Below are 17233 nucleotides of genomic sequence, written 5' to 3'. Positions count from 1 at the left end.
GGTGATTGGACGGTTCATTAATCGCGTCATATTCGGATTCCCCATTTAGACACGAACAACACGTCTAGAACATTACCCACTTTCTCATTAGCAGCACTTAAGCCCACAACAGATGCTGGGAATGGATGCTCATCCTCTGCGGAAGCTGCCCACCGAGTTGCTGTACCCTGTGGATCGGCATCTACTACAAGCACTTTGTTTCCTCGTCGGGCGATCGCGCCAGCCAGTTGCATACTGACCGTAGTTTTTCCTGAACCGCCTTTCTGATTTGCTACAGCAATGATCTTGGCTGGCATGATATAAAACCTACAAACAATTTATACAGTTTTTACGGTTAAAAGCTTTTATACTATTTATTAACTCCTTACATTCTTGCATGACCGATGTCAGAAGCAAAACTGTAAAAATCGTATAAAATATTCATATTATTTTTACCATTTATACGGTTTATATTATATTGTCATTTGTCAGACACTAGCCGTGTTGCCAGAGGAAATCATTGTATGACTAGAAAGAGTATGAGATCAGCGCTTAACGCCTCTCTTGAAGCAGAAGATGAAGCGGTCAGAAATCGCTTCGAGAAAGCAGAAAGTTTACTGGGAGAGAAACCACCAGTTGGTGAACAACTCGTGGACACAGTTCCCGTAGTGAAAGAACAGTCTAAAAAGGAACGAGTAATCCGGGACAGCTTCACCTTGCCGTCCAGAGACTATGAGTTAATTACTGCTGTCCGGCAACGCTGCCTCAACTCAGCTGTCAACATAAATAAGAGCGAAGTCATCCGAGCTGGTCTTTATGCTCTTATGGAAATGTCAGAAGAAGATCTAATCGATCTAGGGAATAACCTGGAAAAAGTCAAAACAGGAAGACCAACTGAAAAACTATAAACAGTTTATATAGTTTTAACTATTGATATAGTTTTACTGATTTTACTATTTACTGAATTAGTCTCGCAGAAGTTTTGGAGTTGTCCTAATCGACTTTTACAGAACGATTGTGCCAGTTTCAACTGTAAAAGAAACGAACGTTTTCTTGCCGCTTCTGAAAACCTTTCTGGAAGACCAAAACTCCTCTGTTTTGGTGTCAAGAAAGTCGTCTATTTTTCAAAGTCAACAAACCCAGATGCGCTACGAGTTTCTTGACTCTTCCTGAACTGCTTTTCCTCTCCCTCCTATCCAGCAATGGATGCAGCCTCTTTGCAATTAATCCTGGCTGGCATGGATGATTGCAGGTTGGTTGCACCTTAATCTCGGCTCAGTTGCAACTAATGCTGGTTTGAGCGTTTTTTATAGTTGCAGCTAATCCTGGTTTGAAAAGGCGACGATTGCAGGTTTGAGCGATTAGTATTGCAGGTCGCTACAGCTACTTGCCCTTTGAAGGTGCCGGAGCCATTAGCCAATGGTTGCTGAAGCTTTTCAATGACAACAGTCCTGACTTCGGCAAATCCCTACGCCAGTTTGATTACAACACCATCACAGATGCCATTGTGCATGTTAAATACACAGCCAGAGAAGACGCAGGAGCGTTTAAGAACGGTGCAGTTGCCCATCTTCGAGACTATTTCAGTCAAGATGGAGCGACACCCTCGCTACGCATGTTCAACTTGCGACAGGAGTTTCCAACCCAATGGCAACGTTTCCTGAATCCAACCGACCCAGCAGACGGAAATGTCTTTGAGTTGGAGATGATACCAAACCTCTTTCCCGTCCGGGATGCGGAAAAGACCTTAAAGGTCAGTACAGTATGGCTACTAGCACGATGTACAGATGCAGGAGACTACAGTGTTGTTATGACCCCTCCATTGTTGGGTTCCTTGACGCAAAGGTACGTCAAGCGACATGGCCTAGGTCCGACATTCAGTCCTGATTTCGAAGTTCCCGGATACGATCCGGCGAGAAATAGCGATAGAAAGCTGTCCTCCCGACTCTGAGATGATCGATGACATCCCCAACAAACGGGTAGTTCACCGTGTCCTTGAGCCTTCTCCAATGAAAAGCTCCGGGATTCGGTCGGCATCCCACCCCAAAAAACATCCTGAAAGCGCAAGCTCAAAAAGGGGAAAGGAAACCCGTGTAAACGGCGGGTCTTAGCGCTTTTCCTGGCAGGGTCATGTCGCTTGACGTACCTTTGCGTCAAGGAACCCAACTACAGGCAGGCGTACAGTAAATGTGCTGCCCCTACCCAACTCACTCTCGACTTGAATGCTGCCAAGATGCGTTTCAGAAACCGCCCTCGCGATCGCCAGACCTAACCCAGCTCCTCCGGTTTGGCGAGAACGATCGCTACTCACCCGGTAGAAGCGATCGAAAATACGTGACTGATCGTTTAAAGCGATGCCAATGCCTGTGTCTTGAACATGAATTATTGCCTGAGATTCATCTCGCTCTAGAATCACCGTTATATCTCCACCAGGGAGAGTGTATTGCAGGGCATTGACGATCAGGTTAGAGAATAATCGGCTGAGTTGATCTTCATTCCCCATAACCCACAATGGCTCCCTGACGCGAAACTGGGTCGATAGCTGGATGGGAGCGGCAATTTCTAATACCAACAGGCTTTCCACTAAATCGTGAATGATGTCGTTGAGGCAGCAGACCTGACGGTTTTCTGCCAAAACCTTTTGATTCATTCGAGAGAGCAACAGAAGATCCTGTACCAGATGTGCCAGTCGATTGTTTTGGCGATTGACCACCCCTAATGTTTCCTGCATCTCCTCGTTTGAGAGATCATCTACATCCTGGACAGATTCGACGGTAGCGCGAATGGTAGCAATGGGAGTGCGGAGTTCGTGAGCAGCATCAGCGGTGAACTGTTGCATCTGTTGATAGGACTGATAAACGGGTCGGATTGCCAGTCCAGCCAACCACCACCCTGCACTCGCGACTAACAGCATGGAAAGGGGTAGCCCAACGGCAAGCAATAGCCGCAGTGTGGTGAGATGGTCGTCATATTCTTTCAGCGATCGCCCAATCTGCATATAGCCCCAAGCAGAGCCAGTAGCGGTCTTCAGCAATAGAGTGGTTTGGTGATAGCGCGTACCATTCCGGTGTTGCAGCGTACTCCAACCCTCTTGAGTCTCTGGAGGTGGTAACCCGTCTAGCTGACTTCCCAAACTCGCCAGCAGTTGCCCAGATTGGGTGAAGAAGCGCACGTAATAGTTGCCTTCTTGAACAATGCCGAGAGTATGTCGATGTTGAGCGTCATTTGAGCAATCAGTTCTCGCAAGACATAATCCTGGCAGGGCTTGCTTGATCGCAGGCTCAACCTGGTCAGGTTGCTTAAGTTTCGGTTCTAAGGTGTCATGCAGTGTTCCTGAAATAGATTCTAGCTCCTGCTCAACGGCGCGCCAATGAGCAACTGCTAACATCTGATGCGTGGTCAGTCCGCTCAGACTTAAGATCAGCCCCATCACCCCGGCATAACAGCCTGCAAGTTGGAGGCGGGTGCGATTGAACAGCTTATTTTGATGCATGAGGAACGTTGAATCGGTAGCCGATTCCATGAATCGTTTCAATCGGCCCGTCACACCCAGCTTCTGAAAGCTTACGGCGTAGCAGTCGAATTTGGGCGGCTACAGCGTTGCTGGTTGGTTCTGCGCCGACTTCCCAAAGCTGGTTCATGATTTGCTGACTCGTCACCACTTGGCTGGGATGCTTCATGAAATATTCCAGCGTCTGAAATTCTTTTGCGGTCAGAGGAATAGATGATCGCCGACCATTGGAGTCTTGCAGGCAAACCGCATACATACTGTAGTCAAGAGTTAGATTGCCGACTTGAAGCTGTTGGGGATGGAGTTCGGGCGATCGCCGTTGCAGCGCTCGCATTCTTGCCAAAAGTTCTGCCATGCCAAAGGGCTTGACTAAATAATCATCGGCTCCGGCATCCAGTCCGGCTACTTTATCTTCCATGCGATCTCTCGCAGTCAGCAGCAAAATAGGAAGTGGATTGTTTTGGGTGCGGATCTGTCTGCACAACTCTACGCCAGACACGCCGGGCAGCATCCAGTCCAGGATGGCTAAGGTGTAATGAACATTAGGGTTTTCGAGGTATGCCCAAGCTTCGCTGCCATCTTGCACCCAGTCCACCACATACTTTTCCCGACTTAGAACCCGATGAATCGCGGCTCCTAAATCGGGTTCATCTTCTACCAGTAACACTCGCATACGATCGCTGACCTTAACAGCTTGTTATAGATAACCCAGCCCTAGAAAAGCTTCTCCTTGGGGTTCCACACATCAATGAGATCAAGATGAAACTTTCAGCAAGTCAGTGTGGAGTAGGCGGCGCAAAGCGGTATAGGTAAGCGATGTCACCTACTGCGATTTCTGGGGTGTCTCTTGAGATTGAGAGTTATTGGGAGTTGCTGACGGCTTGCTCTGTTTAGGTTGCTGCTGGCACACCGCCCGCATATTTCGCCAAACGACATTCCGAATGTGCGTGGGATAGTTAACAACTGGCGGCGTTGAACGAGCTGCATCTCCAGTGCATCTGAATCGAGTCGCCGCAGTAGCCGGAATAGATGCTAGCAATAGCAGAGACACCGTTGTGCAAACGAGTGTTTTCATGTTTTGAAGTGACAAGCGAAAATAAAAACAGGATGAAACTTTAATAGGTTTTGAAGAGAGTTACGCAAAAACCTTGAGCCTTTATTTCTGAATGAAGAACTGCTATGGAGGTACTCATACAAAAACCTCCATAGCTCAAGAAATAGTTTCAGTTAGTTGAAAACACTGATTGAAACTATTTACCTGATGGCGCTGAATGGTTCATTCCGGGCATTTTGTTCTGGCTGTCGTTCGTCTTTTTCTCCATCATTTTTTTGCAGCACTCACAGCCGCTCATTTGCTCGGTTTGAGCAGCAGGCTTTTGATTGTCTTGAGCAAAAGCATTGCCTGCGGCGATCGCTGAAATAAAGAGCAGGGCGATCGCGCCAGCCGCCGCAACCTTAATTCCGTATAATTTGTTCATGTTTACTCCTAAGGGAATCGTTAAACAGACCGTCAAATGCTCTTTCAGAGCGGCCCTATCTCTAGCCTAAAGCTGAGGAATGAAATCAGAATGAAATGAAACTCAGTATTATTGCTTAAAGCTGAATCGCCCATTCACTTTCTCTCCATTGATGTCTGACAGAACGGCAACTTTGTAATCTCCTGCTGCGGCACCGGGGAGCATTGCCGTGTAGTGTTTTTCGCCAGCGTCGTATTTCATGTCCAGCGATTTCTGGCTGCCATCGGGTAGCTGAACTTGAGCCGTTACCTTTGCATTGGGAATGGCTTCATGGTTATCCCCTTTCTGCAAGAACAAATCTAGATGAGTTCCACTGGTCTCCTTTCCGGTCACTAGCTCTAGATGATAGGCACCAGACTCAACTACTTGTCCGCCCTGCCCGCCGTGATTTTTACCAGATGCAGATTTAGCGGCACTGACGGCAGGAGAACCACTGGTAGAAGGTTGAGTTTCCGCAGGAGCAGAAGCAGCAGGGCTACTGGCTGGGTTGGTTGCTTGATTGCCACTGCAAGCACTCAAGAATAATAGTCCGATCGTCGAAATGGTCATTACACTCAGTTTCAATTGCATAATTCTTCTCCTAGTTAATAAACAAAACTGTTGACTCAAACCGTTATGCTTTTCCTTCAATTCGCTCCATCTCTAGCTGAGAAACTTTACCGTTCTCCACAGTTGAACGTTTGGGAAATAGGTATTTGCCGAACTTGGCGTAGAGCGCAGGTAAGATCAGCAGCGTCAGGGCAGTGGAGGTGAAAAGCCCACCCAGCACAACGATCGATAAAGGTTGCAGCAACTCTTTTCCAGGACCGCCTGCAATGACCAAGGGTGCTAATCCTAACGCTGATGTAAAGGCAGTCATCAGGATCGCGTTGAGCCGTTCCATCGACCCCTGAATTAGAAGATCTTTCAACGGCATTCCAGCAGCAAACTTGGTGTTGTAGTTGTCTACCAGCAGCAAACCATTCCGAGTGGCGACCCCAAACAGCGTGACAAATCCGACGAGTGAGGCGATCGACAAGATACCTCCTGTCAGTGCTACCGCAATCACGCCACCAACCAACGCTAGCGGCAGGTTGATCATAATCATAGCGGTGGAAGCAACTGATTTAACCGAGAGATACATGATGATGGTGATGACGACGAAGGCGATCGCGCTGAACAGCAAAATGTTTTGGGATGCTCGTTCTTCGGCTTCAAATTGTCCCGCGTATTGGATATAGTAACCAGCGGGAATCCGCACCTGTTGTTTCACCTTGGTCTGAATGTCGTTCACGACCGAGCGCAAATCTCTCCCCTGGGCGTTGGCAGCCACCACAATCAAGCGAGAGACATTTTCACGATTGATCGTGTTTGGACCCGTGCCGTCCTGAACTTTTGCTACCTGCGCCAGCGGAATTTTATTGCCACTGGGCGTATCTACCATTAAGTTGCCAATGGTGGATACGCTTTGGCGGGCTTCTGGTTTTAACCACACCATCAGATCGAAGGTTTGCTGTTGCTCCAATACTTGCGACACCACTCGTCCATTTAATGCCGTCTCGATCGTTTCTGAAAGTTGCCCAATCGTTAAACCGTACCGGGCAGCGGCAACGCGATCAAACTGAATCTGAATTTGCTCGACCGGAATTTGCGGTTCAAGCTGGAGATCAACAACGCCTTCAACTGACTGCATGACATCATTCACTTGCTGTCCCAGGGTGCGGAGTTGCTCCAATTCAGTACCGAAGATTTTAACGGCGATCGCGCTTCTGACACCTGACAGCACTTCATCCATCCGGTGGGAAATAAAGCCGCCCACGTTGGGTGCTGCCCCCGGCACTTTGGCAAATTCTTGCCGCAACAGCTCCACACTAGCTTTACGGTCTTTCATGCCCATCTCGCTCAACTCCACGTCTAGGTGAGCCAGATTCACGCCTGCGGCATCAGCATCGCCCGCTGCCCGCCCAGAACGCACTTGAATGCTCTGAAAGTTGGGATTATCTTTCAGCTTATGTTCCAGCACAGAGGCAGCGCTGTTCGTCGCCTCTAACGATGAGCCAGGATAAAGCAGTAACGTATTGACCAGCGATTGTTCCTGAAATTCTGGTAGAAAGATGCGTCCGAACGACGGCACTACGATCGCCGCCGCCACTAAACTTGCCCCTGCGATGCCGAAGATAACGGTCGATCGCCGCATCGAAAACGTGAGTAACACCAGGTAAATTCTTTTGAGAAATTGAGCAACCCAGGGTTCGCGTTCAGGCAAGCGACCATAGGGCAACAAAATCGCGCACAGGGCAGGCGTGACGGTCAGAGCGACGACGCTAGAAGCCAATACTGCTGCCAAGTAGCCCACCCCCATTGGGATAAAAATGCTGCCTTCTACCCCCGTGAGTGCAAAGATGGGCGAGAAGACGACAACTGTAATAATGGTGGCTCCAAACACGGAATCTCGAACTTCCTGACAGCCCTCAAACACCACCTCCAAAACAGGGCGGGGATTGGGAGAGTATTTGTTTTCTCGTAGACAACGGTAGACGTTTTCGGCATCGACGATCGCATCATCGACCGCAGATCCGATCGCCACTGCCAAACCGCCCAGGGTCATCGTGTTCAACCCTTGTCCGAGCCAGTTGAGCGCCAGCACCCCGATCAATAAGGACAAAGGCAAAGCCGCCAAACACACCGCTAAGTTGCGCCAGTTCATCAAGAACGGAATCAGGATTAGGGCAACGATAATGCTGCCTTCGATTAATGCCTCTCGCACATTGTCGATCGACGCATCAATGTAAGTTTCTTGTCGAAACGTCGTGGTAACCTGGATGCCTTCTGGTAATCCTGCTTTCACCTCGGTCATCGCGGTTTCAACAGCGCGGGTAACGGTGGATGTATCGGCTTGCGGCTGTTTGTTGACGATCGCGACGACTGCTTTCTGAGTATTGACGCTGGCATCCCCACGCTTCACGGCTGCCCCGATTTTCACATCGGCTACATCTGTAATTCTGACAGGCGTGCCATTGTGGGCAATAATCACAGATTGCTTTAAAGCTTCAATGTCTTCGATTCGCCCGATGCCTCGAATCAATTTTTCGCGATCGGGCGTAATCAAATAACCACCTGGTGCATTCACGTTTGCCGCTGCCACTGCGTCTGATACATTTTGGAGAGATACGTTGAACGCTTGTAGTTTTTCTGGAGCCACCAGAACTTGATACTGTCGCACATCGCCACCAAATACAATGACTTGCGTGACTCCTGGCACTGCCAGCAGGCGATTTGTGACTTGCCAATCGACAGTGCGCCGCACCTCCATTAAGTCACTTGTTTTGGATGTAAAGGCGTAAGTGATGATCGTGCCAATGGGTGAACTGATGGGAGCTATCTGCGGAGTCTCAATCCCTTCTGGCAGTTTACTTTGAGCGGACTGCAACCGCTCTGTCACAAGCTGTCTGGCTTGATAAATATCGGTGCCCCAAATGAAAACGACTCGCACAACCGAAATACTGGCTGCACTAGAAGAGCGAACTGCCGAAACTCCTGGCGTGCCGTTGATCGCGCTTTCGATCGGCAACGTCACTAGCGATTCCACTTCTTCGGGCGCTAATCCCGGCGCTTCGGTTTGAATTTCAACCTGTGGGGGTGCAAAGGTAGGAAATACATCCAGAGGCATTTGAATGATGGTGCGAAAAATCCAGATGGTGATGACGATCGCGCCCAAAATTACTAACCAGCGGCGAGCGATCGCCCACTGAATGATGGAACTCAGCATGACGATTTACCTAGCGCGGTTGATGAGGATGATCTGGTGCTGCCTTTGGTGAAGGCGGCGTTGGCAGGATGCGAGCATCGTAGTCAGTTAAGCTTAGGTCATTGAGGGATTCATGACTCGTATGACCATTGGACAATGGAACGAACGCCTTGCGGTTGCGACGATTTGCCCACACCATTCCAGCCCCAAATGCACCTGCCATAATCGCTCCTCCCACAGGAATCCCAACCCACCAAGGAATTGCAGGCTGTGAGTTAGCGACTGGTGCAGAGTTCGTTTCTCCGTGATCAACAGTTGGTTTACTACCGCCGCGCAGCGATTGAGCATATAACTGGTTAGCGCGTTGAGTCACAATCCGATCGCCATCAAACAACCCGTTTTTGACCTCGATAAACTCGCCTGATTCTCTGCCTAACGTGACTTCTGTAGGTTGAAATGCAGTGCCATTTTGGACAAAGACGATCGTCTTCTTATCATTTGTTGTTACCAGTGCAGACTTAGAAATTGCTAACAATGCGGCAGGAGTACGATCGGTCAGCACCTCCAACTCCGCAAACATCCCTGGTTTCAGAACCCCATTTGGATTATCGAGCTGCGCTTTCACAGAGACTGTGCGGGTTTCGCCTTGGACGACAGAACCAACGACGCTAATTTTTCCTGTAAAAGTCCGATCAGGCAAGCTAGCAACTTTCATCTGGACTCGTTGCCCGATCTGAATACGATCGAGGTCTTTCTCATAAATGTTGGCACTTACTTGAACACTGCTGCCGTTGATGATTGTCATCACCTTTTTTCCTGCATCCTCGCCCGATTCGCCCGTGGTGGTTTCGAGATCGGCAACGGTGCCTGAAATCGGAGCCGCGATCGTGATCGTGCCATCCTGATTTGCACTTGCGCCGAGTTGTCGCAGGCGAGTTTGATAGGTTTCCCCACTTAGCTGCACTCGCGATTGAGACACTTGCACAGCAGATTCAGCCCGTTGCAGTTGTGCCGTCGCTTCCGAAACCTCTAACCGACTTGCGGCTTTGGTGAGAGCCGCTTTTGCTTCCGCCAGTTTAGTTTCTGACTCCAAGAATGTCCGGCGAGGAAGTGCGCCACTAGCAGCCAGTTCCCGGTCTTTGTCGAATCGCTCTTGAGCAAAGCTGAGTTGCGTCCGAGCTTGAGCCACGTCTGTCGCAGCAATTTTCTGTTGTTGAGCAAAGTTTTGCTGTGCCAGTCGCAAGTCTGCCTGTGCTTGTTGAGTAGAACCGATCGCTTCCGATCGACGGTCTAACGCAGTAGTTCGCAGTTCTGCCAATTCTGGGCTAGTCATGATAGCAACTGCCTGACCTTCGCTCACCTGATCTCCTGGTTGCACAAGTAGCCGCGTTACCGTTCCTCTGACTGGAGTCGTCACTTCCACCTGTTGGTTGGGCAGTGATTCAATTTGTCCAGTAGTTTTAATACCAAAGGCTAATGGTTGCCGCGCTACGGGTTCGATCTTCAAACCCAGTCGCTTTGTCGTTTCTGCATCAACCTGAATCGCATCCGCCGATTGAGCCGATTGACTTCCGCCTTTGAACTCGTCGCCGTGCCCGGCATGAGCTAGCACTTCAACTGGAGTCATTAGAACAAACAGACTGAGAAGAGTTCCAGAAAAACGACGGGCTGTTCCTGATCTGTGAGAGCAATGATGAGTCATTGAAGGTTTATTCGTTGCGAGGGGTGGGTATTAGGAGAAGGTTGGATATTTAAAGGTGGTTTCAGATTCAGTGATGGTTAGAAAACAGACCACGGATTAGAACAGGCATAATTAATGAGTATTCGCTCTAAAAGTGAAATCAGTATAAAATCTATGCCAGATTAGTTCAATAATGAGAGTTGATTTTTCCGTTTACCTTGACTGACCGAAGAACGTTGATTGTCTGGAGACGCGATGAATCCAAACATAGTCTTCTCCCTCTGGCGAACACTTACTCTGAATTAATCCATTCGAGTAGTATAAATTTTCACCAGAGGCATCCTTGTCATACCCACTAGACGACCATTCCCCATAGAGATCGTTGACGAAAAAGCCATTTGGGTCGTAGCCACGCACGACTAGAATATGACCAAAGCTAGTAAAATATCCATGAATAATGCAGGGATAACCTGACGCGATCGCCCGCCGTAAATCAGATAATTTACCCCGCATCGTAAATTCATCACGGATGCCATAAGCGGTCGCCGCCCTAGCCAAATCATCCGGCTCCCATCGGCTGAGTCCACTATTTTCCATGTAGCGGTACAGTTCATCTTCAAGTTGTCCAACGCCTGTTCTCCCCTTGATCTGGAAATACGCCATTACCATTGCAAAAGAAGTCACATTACAAGCACCCGTAGGATTTAGAGCGTTATCGAGCTGGCTCTTATGGGGAATATTCAGTACCTTTGACAAGGGCAGCCCATTGGTAATCGGGGTTGGAGTCAGTGCCACCACGTTGTTCTTGTCATTGATTACCTTAATGTGAGAACTGTAGACGTACCAGGTATTACGTTCAGGATTCCCTAACGTTGCACCCAGTAATGCCACCTTCAAATGGCTACGCTCTAATAGCTTCCAGGAGTGAATCTTAAATTCTGTCCCAGCTGAAACAGAAACTTTATCCTGTTCTCGCAACTTGGAAGAATCTTCAGTGGACTGCTTAAACGTGGTATTTTGAACAACTTTGAGTTTCATAGACCGCACATTGATTTTCTAGAAACTGAATTTTGTGGGTAGGGCTGCGATCGCCGCTTTTTAAACAAATCGCAGTCCCATCCATCCAAGACTCAACTTATTTTCCATACCAAGCTTGTTTCCACTGCTGCATCTGCTTGATTTCAGTTTTCTGAGAGGCAATAATTTCTTGAGCCAGCTTCTTGATCTCAGGACGCTTTGATTTGCTTGAAGCATCCTGCGCCATCACCACTGCGCCTTCATGATGTGGAATCATGGCGTTGAGGAACCGCAGATCAAACTGAGCATCTGCCGCACCCAAATCCATGTTCATCATCATGCCTTTCATTTGGTCTTGAGACATCGGCATGGAATGACCCATTTTTGAGTTGTAAGCGACTGGCTCTGCACTAGCTTTGGGATACCAAGCTTGCCGCCATTGCTTCATCTGGTTGATTTCTTTGTCTTGTGCTTTGAGGATACCAGCCGCCAGCTTTTGGATTTCAGGACGCTTGGACTTCTGCTGCGCTTCTTTCGCCATTTCGACGGCTCCCTGATGGTGAGGAGTCATCGCATCGACAAATCGCAGGTCAATTTCGGCATCGGCTGGGCCGAGATCCATCGACATGCTGCCGTGGTTCATGCCGTTCATATTACTGTGATCCATGCTTTGCATAGAGCCAGCATCAGTCGCAGCAGGACTAGGGGCTTGTGCTTGGTTTTGAACGGAGGTGGAGCAGGCATTCAAGAAGCTGCTGGTGGCGATCGCTCCTAGCGTCAGAGCTAGAAAACCTGTTCTTGCGAAGAAATTGTGTGACATACGTTCGTTGTGACTTAGATAAAGGGTTAAAAGAGTGATGTTGTTATTCTGAATACTCCAGTTGGCTGGAGAGTCAACTAGTCAAACTTTCTAATTCTAGAAACCATCTGAAGGCATGAGTCAACATCAAATTGGCACCTTCCCCAAGGTTGCACGTAGTTATGAAATTAGGATGAAATGGCTGTCGCTCAAAGGTGTGAATCTATCTCCCTTTCGGAGGAGAGACGTAATTACTTCAGTGCCTCCTTAGTGTGAAGCGTGGGAGCCAATCAGCTCTCACGTGTTGTTAATTCATCAGGAGGCAAATTATGGCTGCAACTCAATCTCACCAATCCCCACTTGAAACTTGCATTGAGGGTTGTTTTGACTGTCTACGAGACTGCGAGAACTGTGCGACAGCTTGTCTAGACAGTGACATGGTGCAAATGATGGCTCAGTGCATTAAGCTGTGCCGCGATTGTGCGGATACGTGCAACATCTGCGCCCGGTTCATGGCTCGCAATTCTGACCTTCACGCTCAACTGTGCGGTGTGTGTGCCGAAGCCTGCGATCGTTGTGCCGCTGAGTGCGAGAAGCATGACCATGACCACTGTAAGCGATGCGCCGAGTCTTGCCGTCGCTGTGCTGAATCCTGCCGCCAGATGGCAGCAGCAATGGCGTAAGGACTCATTCACTGACGGTGGCAAAATTCTGCAACCATTCTGCTTGTAGACAGCGGTTGCAGAATTTTACGTGATGCAGTCCTGCAAGCGCTCGTAAAACTTTTGTCGTTACCCCTTGACTCTCCAGCGTGCTAGACACTTCAAGATGGGATCAGTTGAAAATTAAGAGGGTTTGAATCATGACACTTGAATTAACCGTTCCCAACATGGCTTGTTCTGCCTGTAGCGAAACCATTACTCAAGCAGTAAAGGCGATCGATGCTACTGCTACGGTTCACGCTGATCCCAAAACCAAGCTTGTCAATGTTGAAACACAAGCCTCCGAATCTGTCATTAGGCAGGCGATCACCGATGCGGGTTATACAGTTGCATAGGAGTAGATCAATGGAAAATACGACACTCAAATTGCGAGGCATGAGTTGTGCCTCCTGCGCCAACAACATTGAAAATGCGATTCTCTCTGTGCCTGGAGTGCAAGCGTGTAGCGTCAACTTTGGGGCTGAACAAGCTGCTGTCACCTATGATTCTGGCAAAACTGATGTAGCTGAAATGCAGGAAGCGGTGGATGCTGCTGGATACTCAGCTCTACCGATGCAAGACAATGTACTGGCTCCCGAAGACGATGCAGAGCGACAAGAACGACAAGTGGAACGTCGTGAGTTGACTCGTAGAGTTTGGGTCAGCGGTACTATCAGTGCAATTTTGGTACTTGGGTCGCTACCTGCGATGACAGGCTTACCGATTCCCTTCTTTCCCATGTGGCTGCACCATCCCTGGCTTCAGCTTGTGCTGACGGCTCCAGTGCTGTTTTGGGCGGGTAGATCTTTCTTCGTGAATGCCTGGAAAGCCTTAAAGCGTCACACGGCGACGATGGATACATTGGTAGCAGTTGGAACCGGGACAGCCTATCTCTACTCCCTATTTCCTACTTTCCTTCCACAATGGTTCATCGCTCAAGGGCTGAACCCAGACGTGTACTTTGAAGCTGCTTCAGTCATCATTGCCTTGCTCTTGTTAGGAAGACTGCTGGAGAACCGGGCAAAGGGACAAACTTCGGAAGCAATCCGCAAGCTGATGGGGTTGCAGGCAAAGACAGCGCGAGTGATCCGCAAGGGTCGAGAGGTTGATGTTCCGATTGCTGAGGTAGTTTTGGGAGACGTGATTCTGGTGCGTCCGGGCGAAAAAATTCCGGTAGACGGCGAGATTGTTGAGGGTTCTTCCACGATCGATGAGGCGATGGTAACGGGCGAAAGTGTACCTACGAAAAAGCAGCCGGGTGATGAAGTGATCGGAGCCACGATTAACAAAACGGGTAGCTTTAAGTTTCGGGCAACGCGAGTCGGAAAGGATACCTTCTTAGCTCAAATTGTGAAGCTGGTGCAGCAAGCACAGGGGTCGAAAGCACCGATCCAGCGATTAGCAGATCAGGTGACCGGATGGTTTGTGCCTGCGGTGATTGCGATCGCCCTTCTCACCTTTATTATCTGGTTCAACGTCATGGGCAACGTGACGATGGCGTTGATTACCACCGTTGGGGTGCTGATTATTGCTTGCCCGTGTGCGCTGGGTCTAGCTACCCCGACTTCGATCATGGTGGGAACGGGTAAAGGTGCAGAGAACGGCATTCTGATTAAAGGGGCTGACAGTTTGGAACTGGCGCACAAACTGCAAACGATCGTCCTCGACAAAACAGGCACGATTACGCAAGGCAAACCGACCGTCACTGAATACGTCACGGTTAACGGGACAGCCCACGGTAATGAACTTAGACTGCTGCATCTAGCTGCATCGGTTGAACGCAATTCTGAGCATCCTTTAGCTGAAGCTGTCGTGCAGTACGCTCAGTCTCAGGGTGTGGAGTTGATAGACGCACGAGAGTTTGAGGCGATCGCTGGGAGTGGTGTGCAGGGCTATGTATCCGATCGATGGGTGCAGATTGGGACGCACCGTTGGATGAACGAATTGGGCATTGATACCAACGCCTTACAGCAGCAGTGGGACAAACTGGAATCCTTGGGCAAGACGGTGATCTGGCTTGCTGTGGATAACAAAGCGGAAGCAATCATGGGCATTGCCGATGCCGTAAAACCCTCTTCCGTCAATGCGATTCGTGCCTTGCAAAAGATGGGACTAGAAGTGGTGATGCTCACTGGCGACAATCAACGTACCGCTAACGTGATTGCCCGTGAGGTTGGAATTCAGCGAATCTTTGCTGAAGTTCGCCCTGACCAGAAAGTGGCAACGATTGAAACCCTTCAGTCAGAAGGCAAAGTGGTGGCAATGGTAGGTGACGGCATTAATGATGCGCCCGCTTTAGCTCAAGCTGATGTGGGAATTGCAATCGGAACGGGAACCGATGTCGCGATCGCCGCGAGTGATATCACGCTGATCTCCGGTGACTTGCAGGGCATCGTGACTGCAATCCAATTGAGCCGTTCTACTATTCGCAACATCCAGCAAAACTTGTTCTTTGCTTTCATTTATAACGTGGCAGGCATTCCAATTGCCGCAGGTGTTCTCTACCCTATCTTCGGCTGGTTGCTCAGCCCTATCGTTGCGGGTGCAGCAATGGCGTTTAGTTCTGTTTCAGTAGTGACGAACGCACTGCGCCTGCGTAACTTCCAACCTAAAACATTCAGCTAGTAGCCCAAGTGAGAGGCATCACAATGCTCAAGCAAGTGACATTTTTTGGAACGTTAGCAGGATTTGGATTTCTATTAGGTGCAATTTCAGGAACGTTGGTGTAGCTTGCGACTAAGTTGCATTCGCAGAGCCATTAATATAGGAGGAATTCAAATGGTAAACAAGACAGTAATCATTAGCAGCATCGTAACGCTAGGAGTTTTGCTAAGAGTGCCTTCTGGTAAAGCCGTTGCTCAGATGACTCATGAGAATATGCAGCCTTCTACAGAGGAGCAAACAGGGCAGTTTCGTCGAATTGATCAACCCTTATGGGTAAAAGGGGCAGTGACCGCAGGAGGCTTGGGATTAATTGGACTGGAGCTATGGTGGTTTTTGCTCAGTAAGCCGAAGTCACGCAAAGCAGCAACGCAAGGAGGTATTCAAGAAATTACAGTTACCGTCGATGGTGGCTATGAACCCAGCCAAATCGTGGTGCAAGCGGGGCAACCTGTACGGCTCAACTTCGATCGCCAAGACCCCAGCAGTTGCCTTGAAGAAGTACGGTTCCCCGACTTTCGTATCGCTCAAGCACTACCACTCAATCAAATAACCGCGATCGAGTTCACGCCTGAGAAACCTGGTCGGTATGAGTTCGCCTGCGGCATGAATATGTTCCGGGGTGTGGTGGAAGTGCAAGCGGCGACCGCGATCTCATCAGCTTCTCAACTAGCCCATCCTACTAATCACGCCGATTATTGGGTGGCTCCAGCTTCTGGCGTTGAAGCAGTGACGACACCAGCAAGAATCCAGGAGGCAACAGTTACCATCGCTAAGGGCTATCAACCTAAACGGGTCATTGTCGAGGCAGGATACCCCGTTCGCTTGCATTTCGATCGCCAGAACCCTAGCAGCTGCTACGACCAATTACTGATTCCAGAGTTTTCGATCGCTGTTGACCTCACGCCTGACAAAACGACAACTGTTGAATTCACTCCTGAGCAGCCAGGTGAGTATGAGTTTACGTGCGGTATGAAGATGAATCATGGTGTGATTGAAGTGCGAGCTTCTAACGGTTCCAACAACGGAAAGATTGCTGCTCAAGCTGCAATATGAGTCAACCAGACAATACGGTTGAGTCTTCTAAAGGGGCAGTCTCCACCCCTTTATTAACCTCTTGACTCTCCAGCCAGCTAGACACTTTACAATGGAAACATCGCATTGGTGAGGTGGTTATGCTAGTCCAAGAAGAGTTAAAACGAATTGGTTCAGTCGCGAAAAACAGTGGACTGCCGATCAAAACGATTCGCTATTATGACGAATTGGGGCTGCTCAAGACATTTGGCAGAACCGAGGGCAACTATCGGCAATTCAACTCGGATGTGTTTGGTCGCCTGCGTTTCATCAAACGCGCTCAAGGATTGGGACTGAGCTTGCTCGAAATTAAAGAGTTTCTGGAAGTGCATGATCAAGGTGACCTGCCCTGTGACCACATCAAAGTGAAACTAGGAGAAAAGCTTTCACAAATTGAGCAGCAAATTCAACAACTTCAAATTCTTAAACAAGAGTTGAGTGGACTTTTATCAGGCTGGAAGACCGTCCCTGAACATTCGGAAGACACCATATAGCAGTCCTATTTGAGTTGTAAGATCAGCCATAGCGCCGCAACTTGGGAAAATCAAACGTGTAAGACTGCAAGA

At 49.1% G+C, this 17233-nt stretch carries 17 protein-coding genes; 7 read left to right on the top strand and 10 right to left on the bottom strand.

Annotation, left to right across the window (positions count from 1 at the left end):
- Positions 1 to 26: 26 nt before the first annotated feature.
- On the bottom strand, positions 27 to 296 hold the full coding sequence (locus C7B65_RS29415) for a ParA family protein (RefSeq protein WP_219898739.1): 270 nt from the start codon (positions 294 to 296) through the stop codon (positions 27 to 29).
- A gap of 207 nt (positions 297 to 503) precedes the next feature.
- Between C7B65_RS29415 and C7B65_RS25395 the strand changes: the two genes are divergently transcribed.
- Both C7B65_RS25395 and C7B65_RS29765 read left to right on the top strand, forming a co-directional pair.
- Complete coding sequence (locus tag C7B65_RS25395) at positions 504 to 887, top strand: hypothetical protein (RefSeq protein ID WP_073075083.1); 384 nt, start codon at positions 504 to 506, stop codon at positions 885 to 887.
- 479 nt (positions 888 to 1366) lie between these two features.
- The gene (locus C7B65_RS29765) at positions 1367 to 1930 is read left to right on the top strand and encodes a Tc toxin subunit A-related protein (protein ID WP_181314504.1); all 564 of its coding nucleotides are present in this window, start codon (positions 1367 to 1369) and stop codon (positions 1928 to 1930) included.
- Positions 1931 to 2107: 177 nt separating this feature from the next.
- Here C7B65_RS29765 and rppB read toward each other — a convergent pair whose 3' ends face one another.
- From rppB to C7B65_RS25345, 9 genes are all read right to left on the bottom strand, one after another.
- Positions 2108 to 3472, bottom strand: coding sequence for a two-component system sensor histidine kinase RppB (gene rppB, locus C7B65_RS25385; RefSeq protein WP_073075082.1), 1365 nt, complete (start codon positions 3470 to 3472; stop codon positions 2108 to 2110).
- On the bottom strand, positions 3459 to 4163 hold the full coding sequence (gene rppA, locus C7B65_RS25380; protein WP_073075081.1) for a two-component system response regulator RppA: 705 nt from the start codon (positions 4161 to 4163) through the stop codon (positions 3459 to 3461). Before rppA ends, rppB begins: the two co-directional genes overlap by 14 nt.
- Before the next feature lie 150 nt (positions 4164 to 4313).
- The gene (locus C7B65_RS25375) at positions 4314 to 4565 is read right to left on the bottom strand and encodes a hypothetical protein (RefSeq protein ID WP_073075080.1); all 252 of its coding nucleotides are present in this window, start codon (positions 4563 to 4565) and stop codon (positions 4314 to 4316) included.
- Positions 4566 to 4740: 175 nt separating this feature from the next.
- The gene (locus C7B65_RS25370; protein ID WP_073075079.1) at positions 4741 to 4968 is read right to left on the bottom strand and encodes a hypothetical protein; all 228 of its coding nucleotides are present in this window, start codon (positions 4966 to 4968) and stop codon (positions 4741 to 4743) included.
- 108 nt (positions 4969 to 5076) lie between these two features.
- Entirely contained in the window at positions 5077 to 5577 is a 501-nt protein-coding gene (locus C7B65_RS25365; RefSeq protein ID WP_073075078.1) for a hypothetical protein, read from the bottom strand.
- A 43-nt stretch (positions 5578 to 5620) separates the two neighbouring features.
- Positions 5621 to 8755 carry an efflux RND transporter permease subunit gene (locus C7B65_RS25360; protein ID WP_073075077.1) on the bottom strand — a complete coding sequence of 1045 codons (3135 nt, stop codon included), beginning with the start codon at positions 8753 to 8755 and terminating at the stop codon, positions 5621 to 5623.
- Between the two features lie 10 nt (positions 8756 to 8765).
- Positions 8766 to 10361, bottom strand: coding sequence for an efflux RND transporter periplasmic adaptor subunit (locus tag C7B65_RS25355; protein ID WP_223257509.1), 1596 nt, complete (start codon positions 10359 to 10361; stop codon positions 8766 to 8768).
- 267 nt (positions 10362 to 10628) lie between these two features.
- A complete protein-coding gene (locus C7B65_RS25350; protein ID WP_073075075.1) occupies positions 10629 to 11453 on the bottom strand; it encodes a C39 family peptidase in 825 nt (274 codons plus the stop codon).
- Positions 11454 to 11550: 97 nt separating this feature from the next.
- Positions 11551 to 12252 (bottom strand): DUF305 domain-containing protein, encoded by a 702-nt coding sequence (locus C7B65_RS25345; protein ID WP_073075074.1) that lies wholly within the window; start codon positions 12250 to 12252, stop codon positions 11551 to 11553.
- A 308-nt stretch (positions 12253 to 12560) separates the two neighbouring features.
- Between C7B65_RS25345 and C7B65_RS29760 the strand changes: the two genes are divergently transcribed.
- The 5 genes from C7B65_RS29760 to C7B65_RS25320 all read left to right on the top strand — a co-directional run bounded on the left by C7B65_RS29760 (position 12561) and on the right by C7B65_RS25320 (position 17161).
- Positions 12561 to 12914, top strand: a complete 354-nt coding sequence (locus C7B65_RS29760) for a four-helix bundle copper-binding protein (RefSeq protein ID WP_073075073.1) — start codon at positions 12561 to 12563, stop codon at positions 12912 to 12914.
- Between the two features lie 179 nt (positions 12915 to 13093).
- A complete protein-coding gene (locus C7B65_RS25335; RefSeq protein ID WP_073075072.1) occupies positions 13094 to 13288 on the top strand; it encodes a heavy-metal-associated domain-containing protein in 195 nt (64 codons plus the stop codon).
- A gap of 10 nt (positions 13289 to 13298) precedes the next feature.
- Entirely contained in the window at positions 13299 to 15557 is a 2259-nt protein-coding gene (locus C7B65_RS25330; protein WP_073075071.1) for a heavy metal translocating P-type ATPase, read from the top strand.
- A 153-nt stretch (positions 15558 to 15710) separates the two neighbouring features.
- On the top strand, positions 15711 to 16649 hold the full coding sequence (locus tag C7B65_RS25325) for a cupredoxin domain-containing protein (RefSeq protein ID WP_073075070.1): 939 nt from the start codon (positions 15711 to 15713) through the stop codon (positions 16647 to 16649).
- A gap of 119 nt (positions 16650 to 16768) precedes the next feature.
- Positions 16769 to 17161, top strand: a complete 393-nt coding sequence (locus tag C7B65_RS25320; RefSeq protein WP_073075069.1) for a MerR family DNA-binding protein — start codon at positions 16769 to 16771, stop codon at positions 17159 to 17161.
- Positions 17162 to 17233 lie beyond the last annotated feature (72 nt).

It is taken from the genome of Phormidesmis priestleyi ULC007, from assembly GCF_003003695.1.
GTDB lineage: Bacteria > Cyanobacteriota > Cyanobacteriia > Leptolyngbyales > Leptolyngbyaceae > Phormidesmis_A > Phormidesmis_A priestleyi_A.
The sequence above is the reverse complement of the archived record's forward strand: the minus strand, read 5'-3'. Positions and strand labels throughout refer to the sequence as shown.

What these genes read in the sequence shown, in the direction of transcription:
- C7B65_RS29415 (WP_219898739.1), bottom strand. Translation starts at nt 296, where the DNA reads ATGCCAGCCAAGATCATTGCTGTAGCAAATCAGAAAGGCGGTTCAGGA.
- C7B65_RS25395 (WP_073075083.1), top strand. Translation starts at nt 504, where the DNA reads ATGACTAGAAAGAGTATGAGATCAGCGCTTAACGCCTCTCTTGAAGCA.
- rppB (WP_073075082.1), bottom strand. Translation starts at nt 3,472, where the DNA reads ATGCATCAAAATAAGCTGTTCAATCGCACCCGCCTCCAACTTGCAGGC.
- rppA (WP_073075081.1), bottom strand. Translation starts at nt 4,163, where the DNA reads ATGCGAGTGTTACTGGTAGAAGATGAACCCGATTTAGGAGCCGCGATT.
- C7B65_RS25375 (WP_073075080.1), bottom strand. Translation starts at nt 4,565, where the DNA reads ATGAAAACACTCGTTTGCACAACGGTGTCTCTGCTATTGCTAGCATCT.
- C7B65_RS25370 (WP_073075079.1), bottom strand. Translation starts at nt 4,968, where the DNA reads ATGAACAAATTATACGGAATTAAGGTTGCGGCGGCTGGCGCGATCGCC.
- C7B65_RS25365 (WP_073075078.1), bottom strand. Translation starts at nt 5,577, where the DNA reads ATGCAATTGAAACTGAGTGTAATGACCATTTCGACGATCGGACTATTA.
- C7B65_RS25360 (WP_073075077.1), bottom strand. Translation starts at nt 8,755, where the DNA reads ATGCTGAGTTCCATCATTCAGTGGGCGATCGCTCGCCGCTGGTTAGTA.
- C7B65_RS25355 (WP_223257509.1), bottom strand. Translation starts at nt 10,361, where the DNA reads ATGACTCCAGTTGAAGTGCTAGCTCATGCCGGGCACGGCGACGAGTTC.
- C7B65_RS25350 (WP_073075075.1), bottom strand. Translation starts at nt 11,453, where the DNA reads ATGAAACTCAAAGTTGTTCAAAATACCACGTTTAAGCAGTCCACTGAA.
- C7B65_RS25345 (WP_073075074.1), bottom strand. Translation starts at nt 12,252, where the DNA reads ATGTCACACAATTTCTTCGCAAGAACAGGTTTTCTAGCTCTGACGCTA.
- C7B65_RS29760 (WP_073075073.1), top strand. Translation starts at nt 12,561, where the DNA reads ATGGCTGCAACTCAATCTCACCAATCCCCACTTGAAACTTGCATTGAG.
- C7B65_RS25335 (WP_073075072.1), top strand. Translation starts at nt 13,094, where the DNA reads ATGACACTTGAATTAACCGTTCCCAACATGGCTTGTTCTGCCTGTAGC.
- C7B65_RS25330 (WP_073075071.1), top strand. Translation starts at nt 13,299, where the DNA reads ATGGAAAATACGACACTCAAATTGCGAGGCATGAGTTGTGCCTCCTGC.
- C7B65_RS25325 (WP_073075070.1), top strand. Translation starts at nt 15,711, where the DNA reads ATGGTAAACAAGACAGTAATCATTAGCAGCATCGTAACGCTAGGAGTT.
- C7B65_RS25320 (WP_073075069.1), top strand. Translation starts at nt 16,769, where the DNA reads ATGCTAGTCCAAGAAGAGTTAAAACGAATTGGTTCAGTCGCGAAAAAC.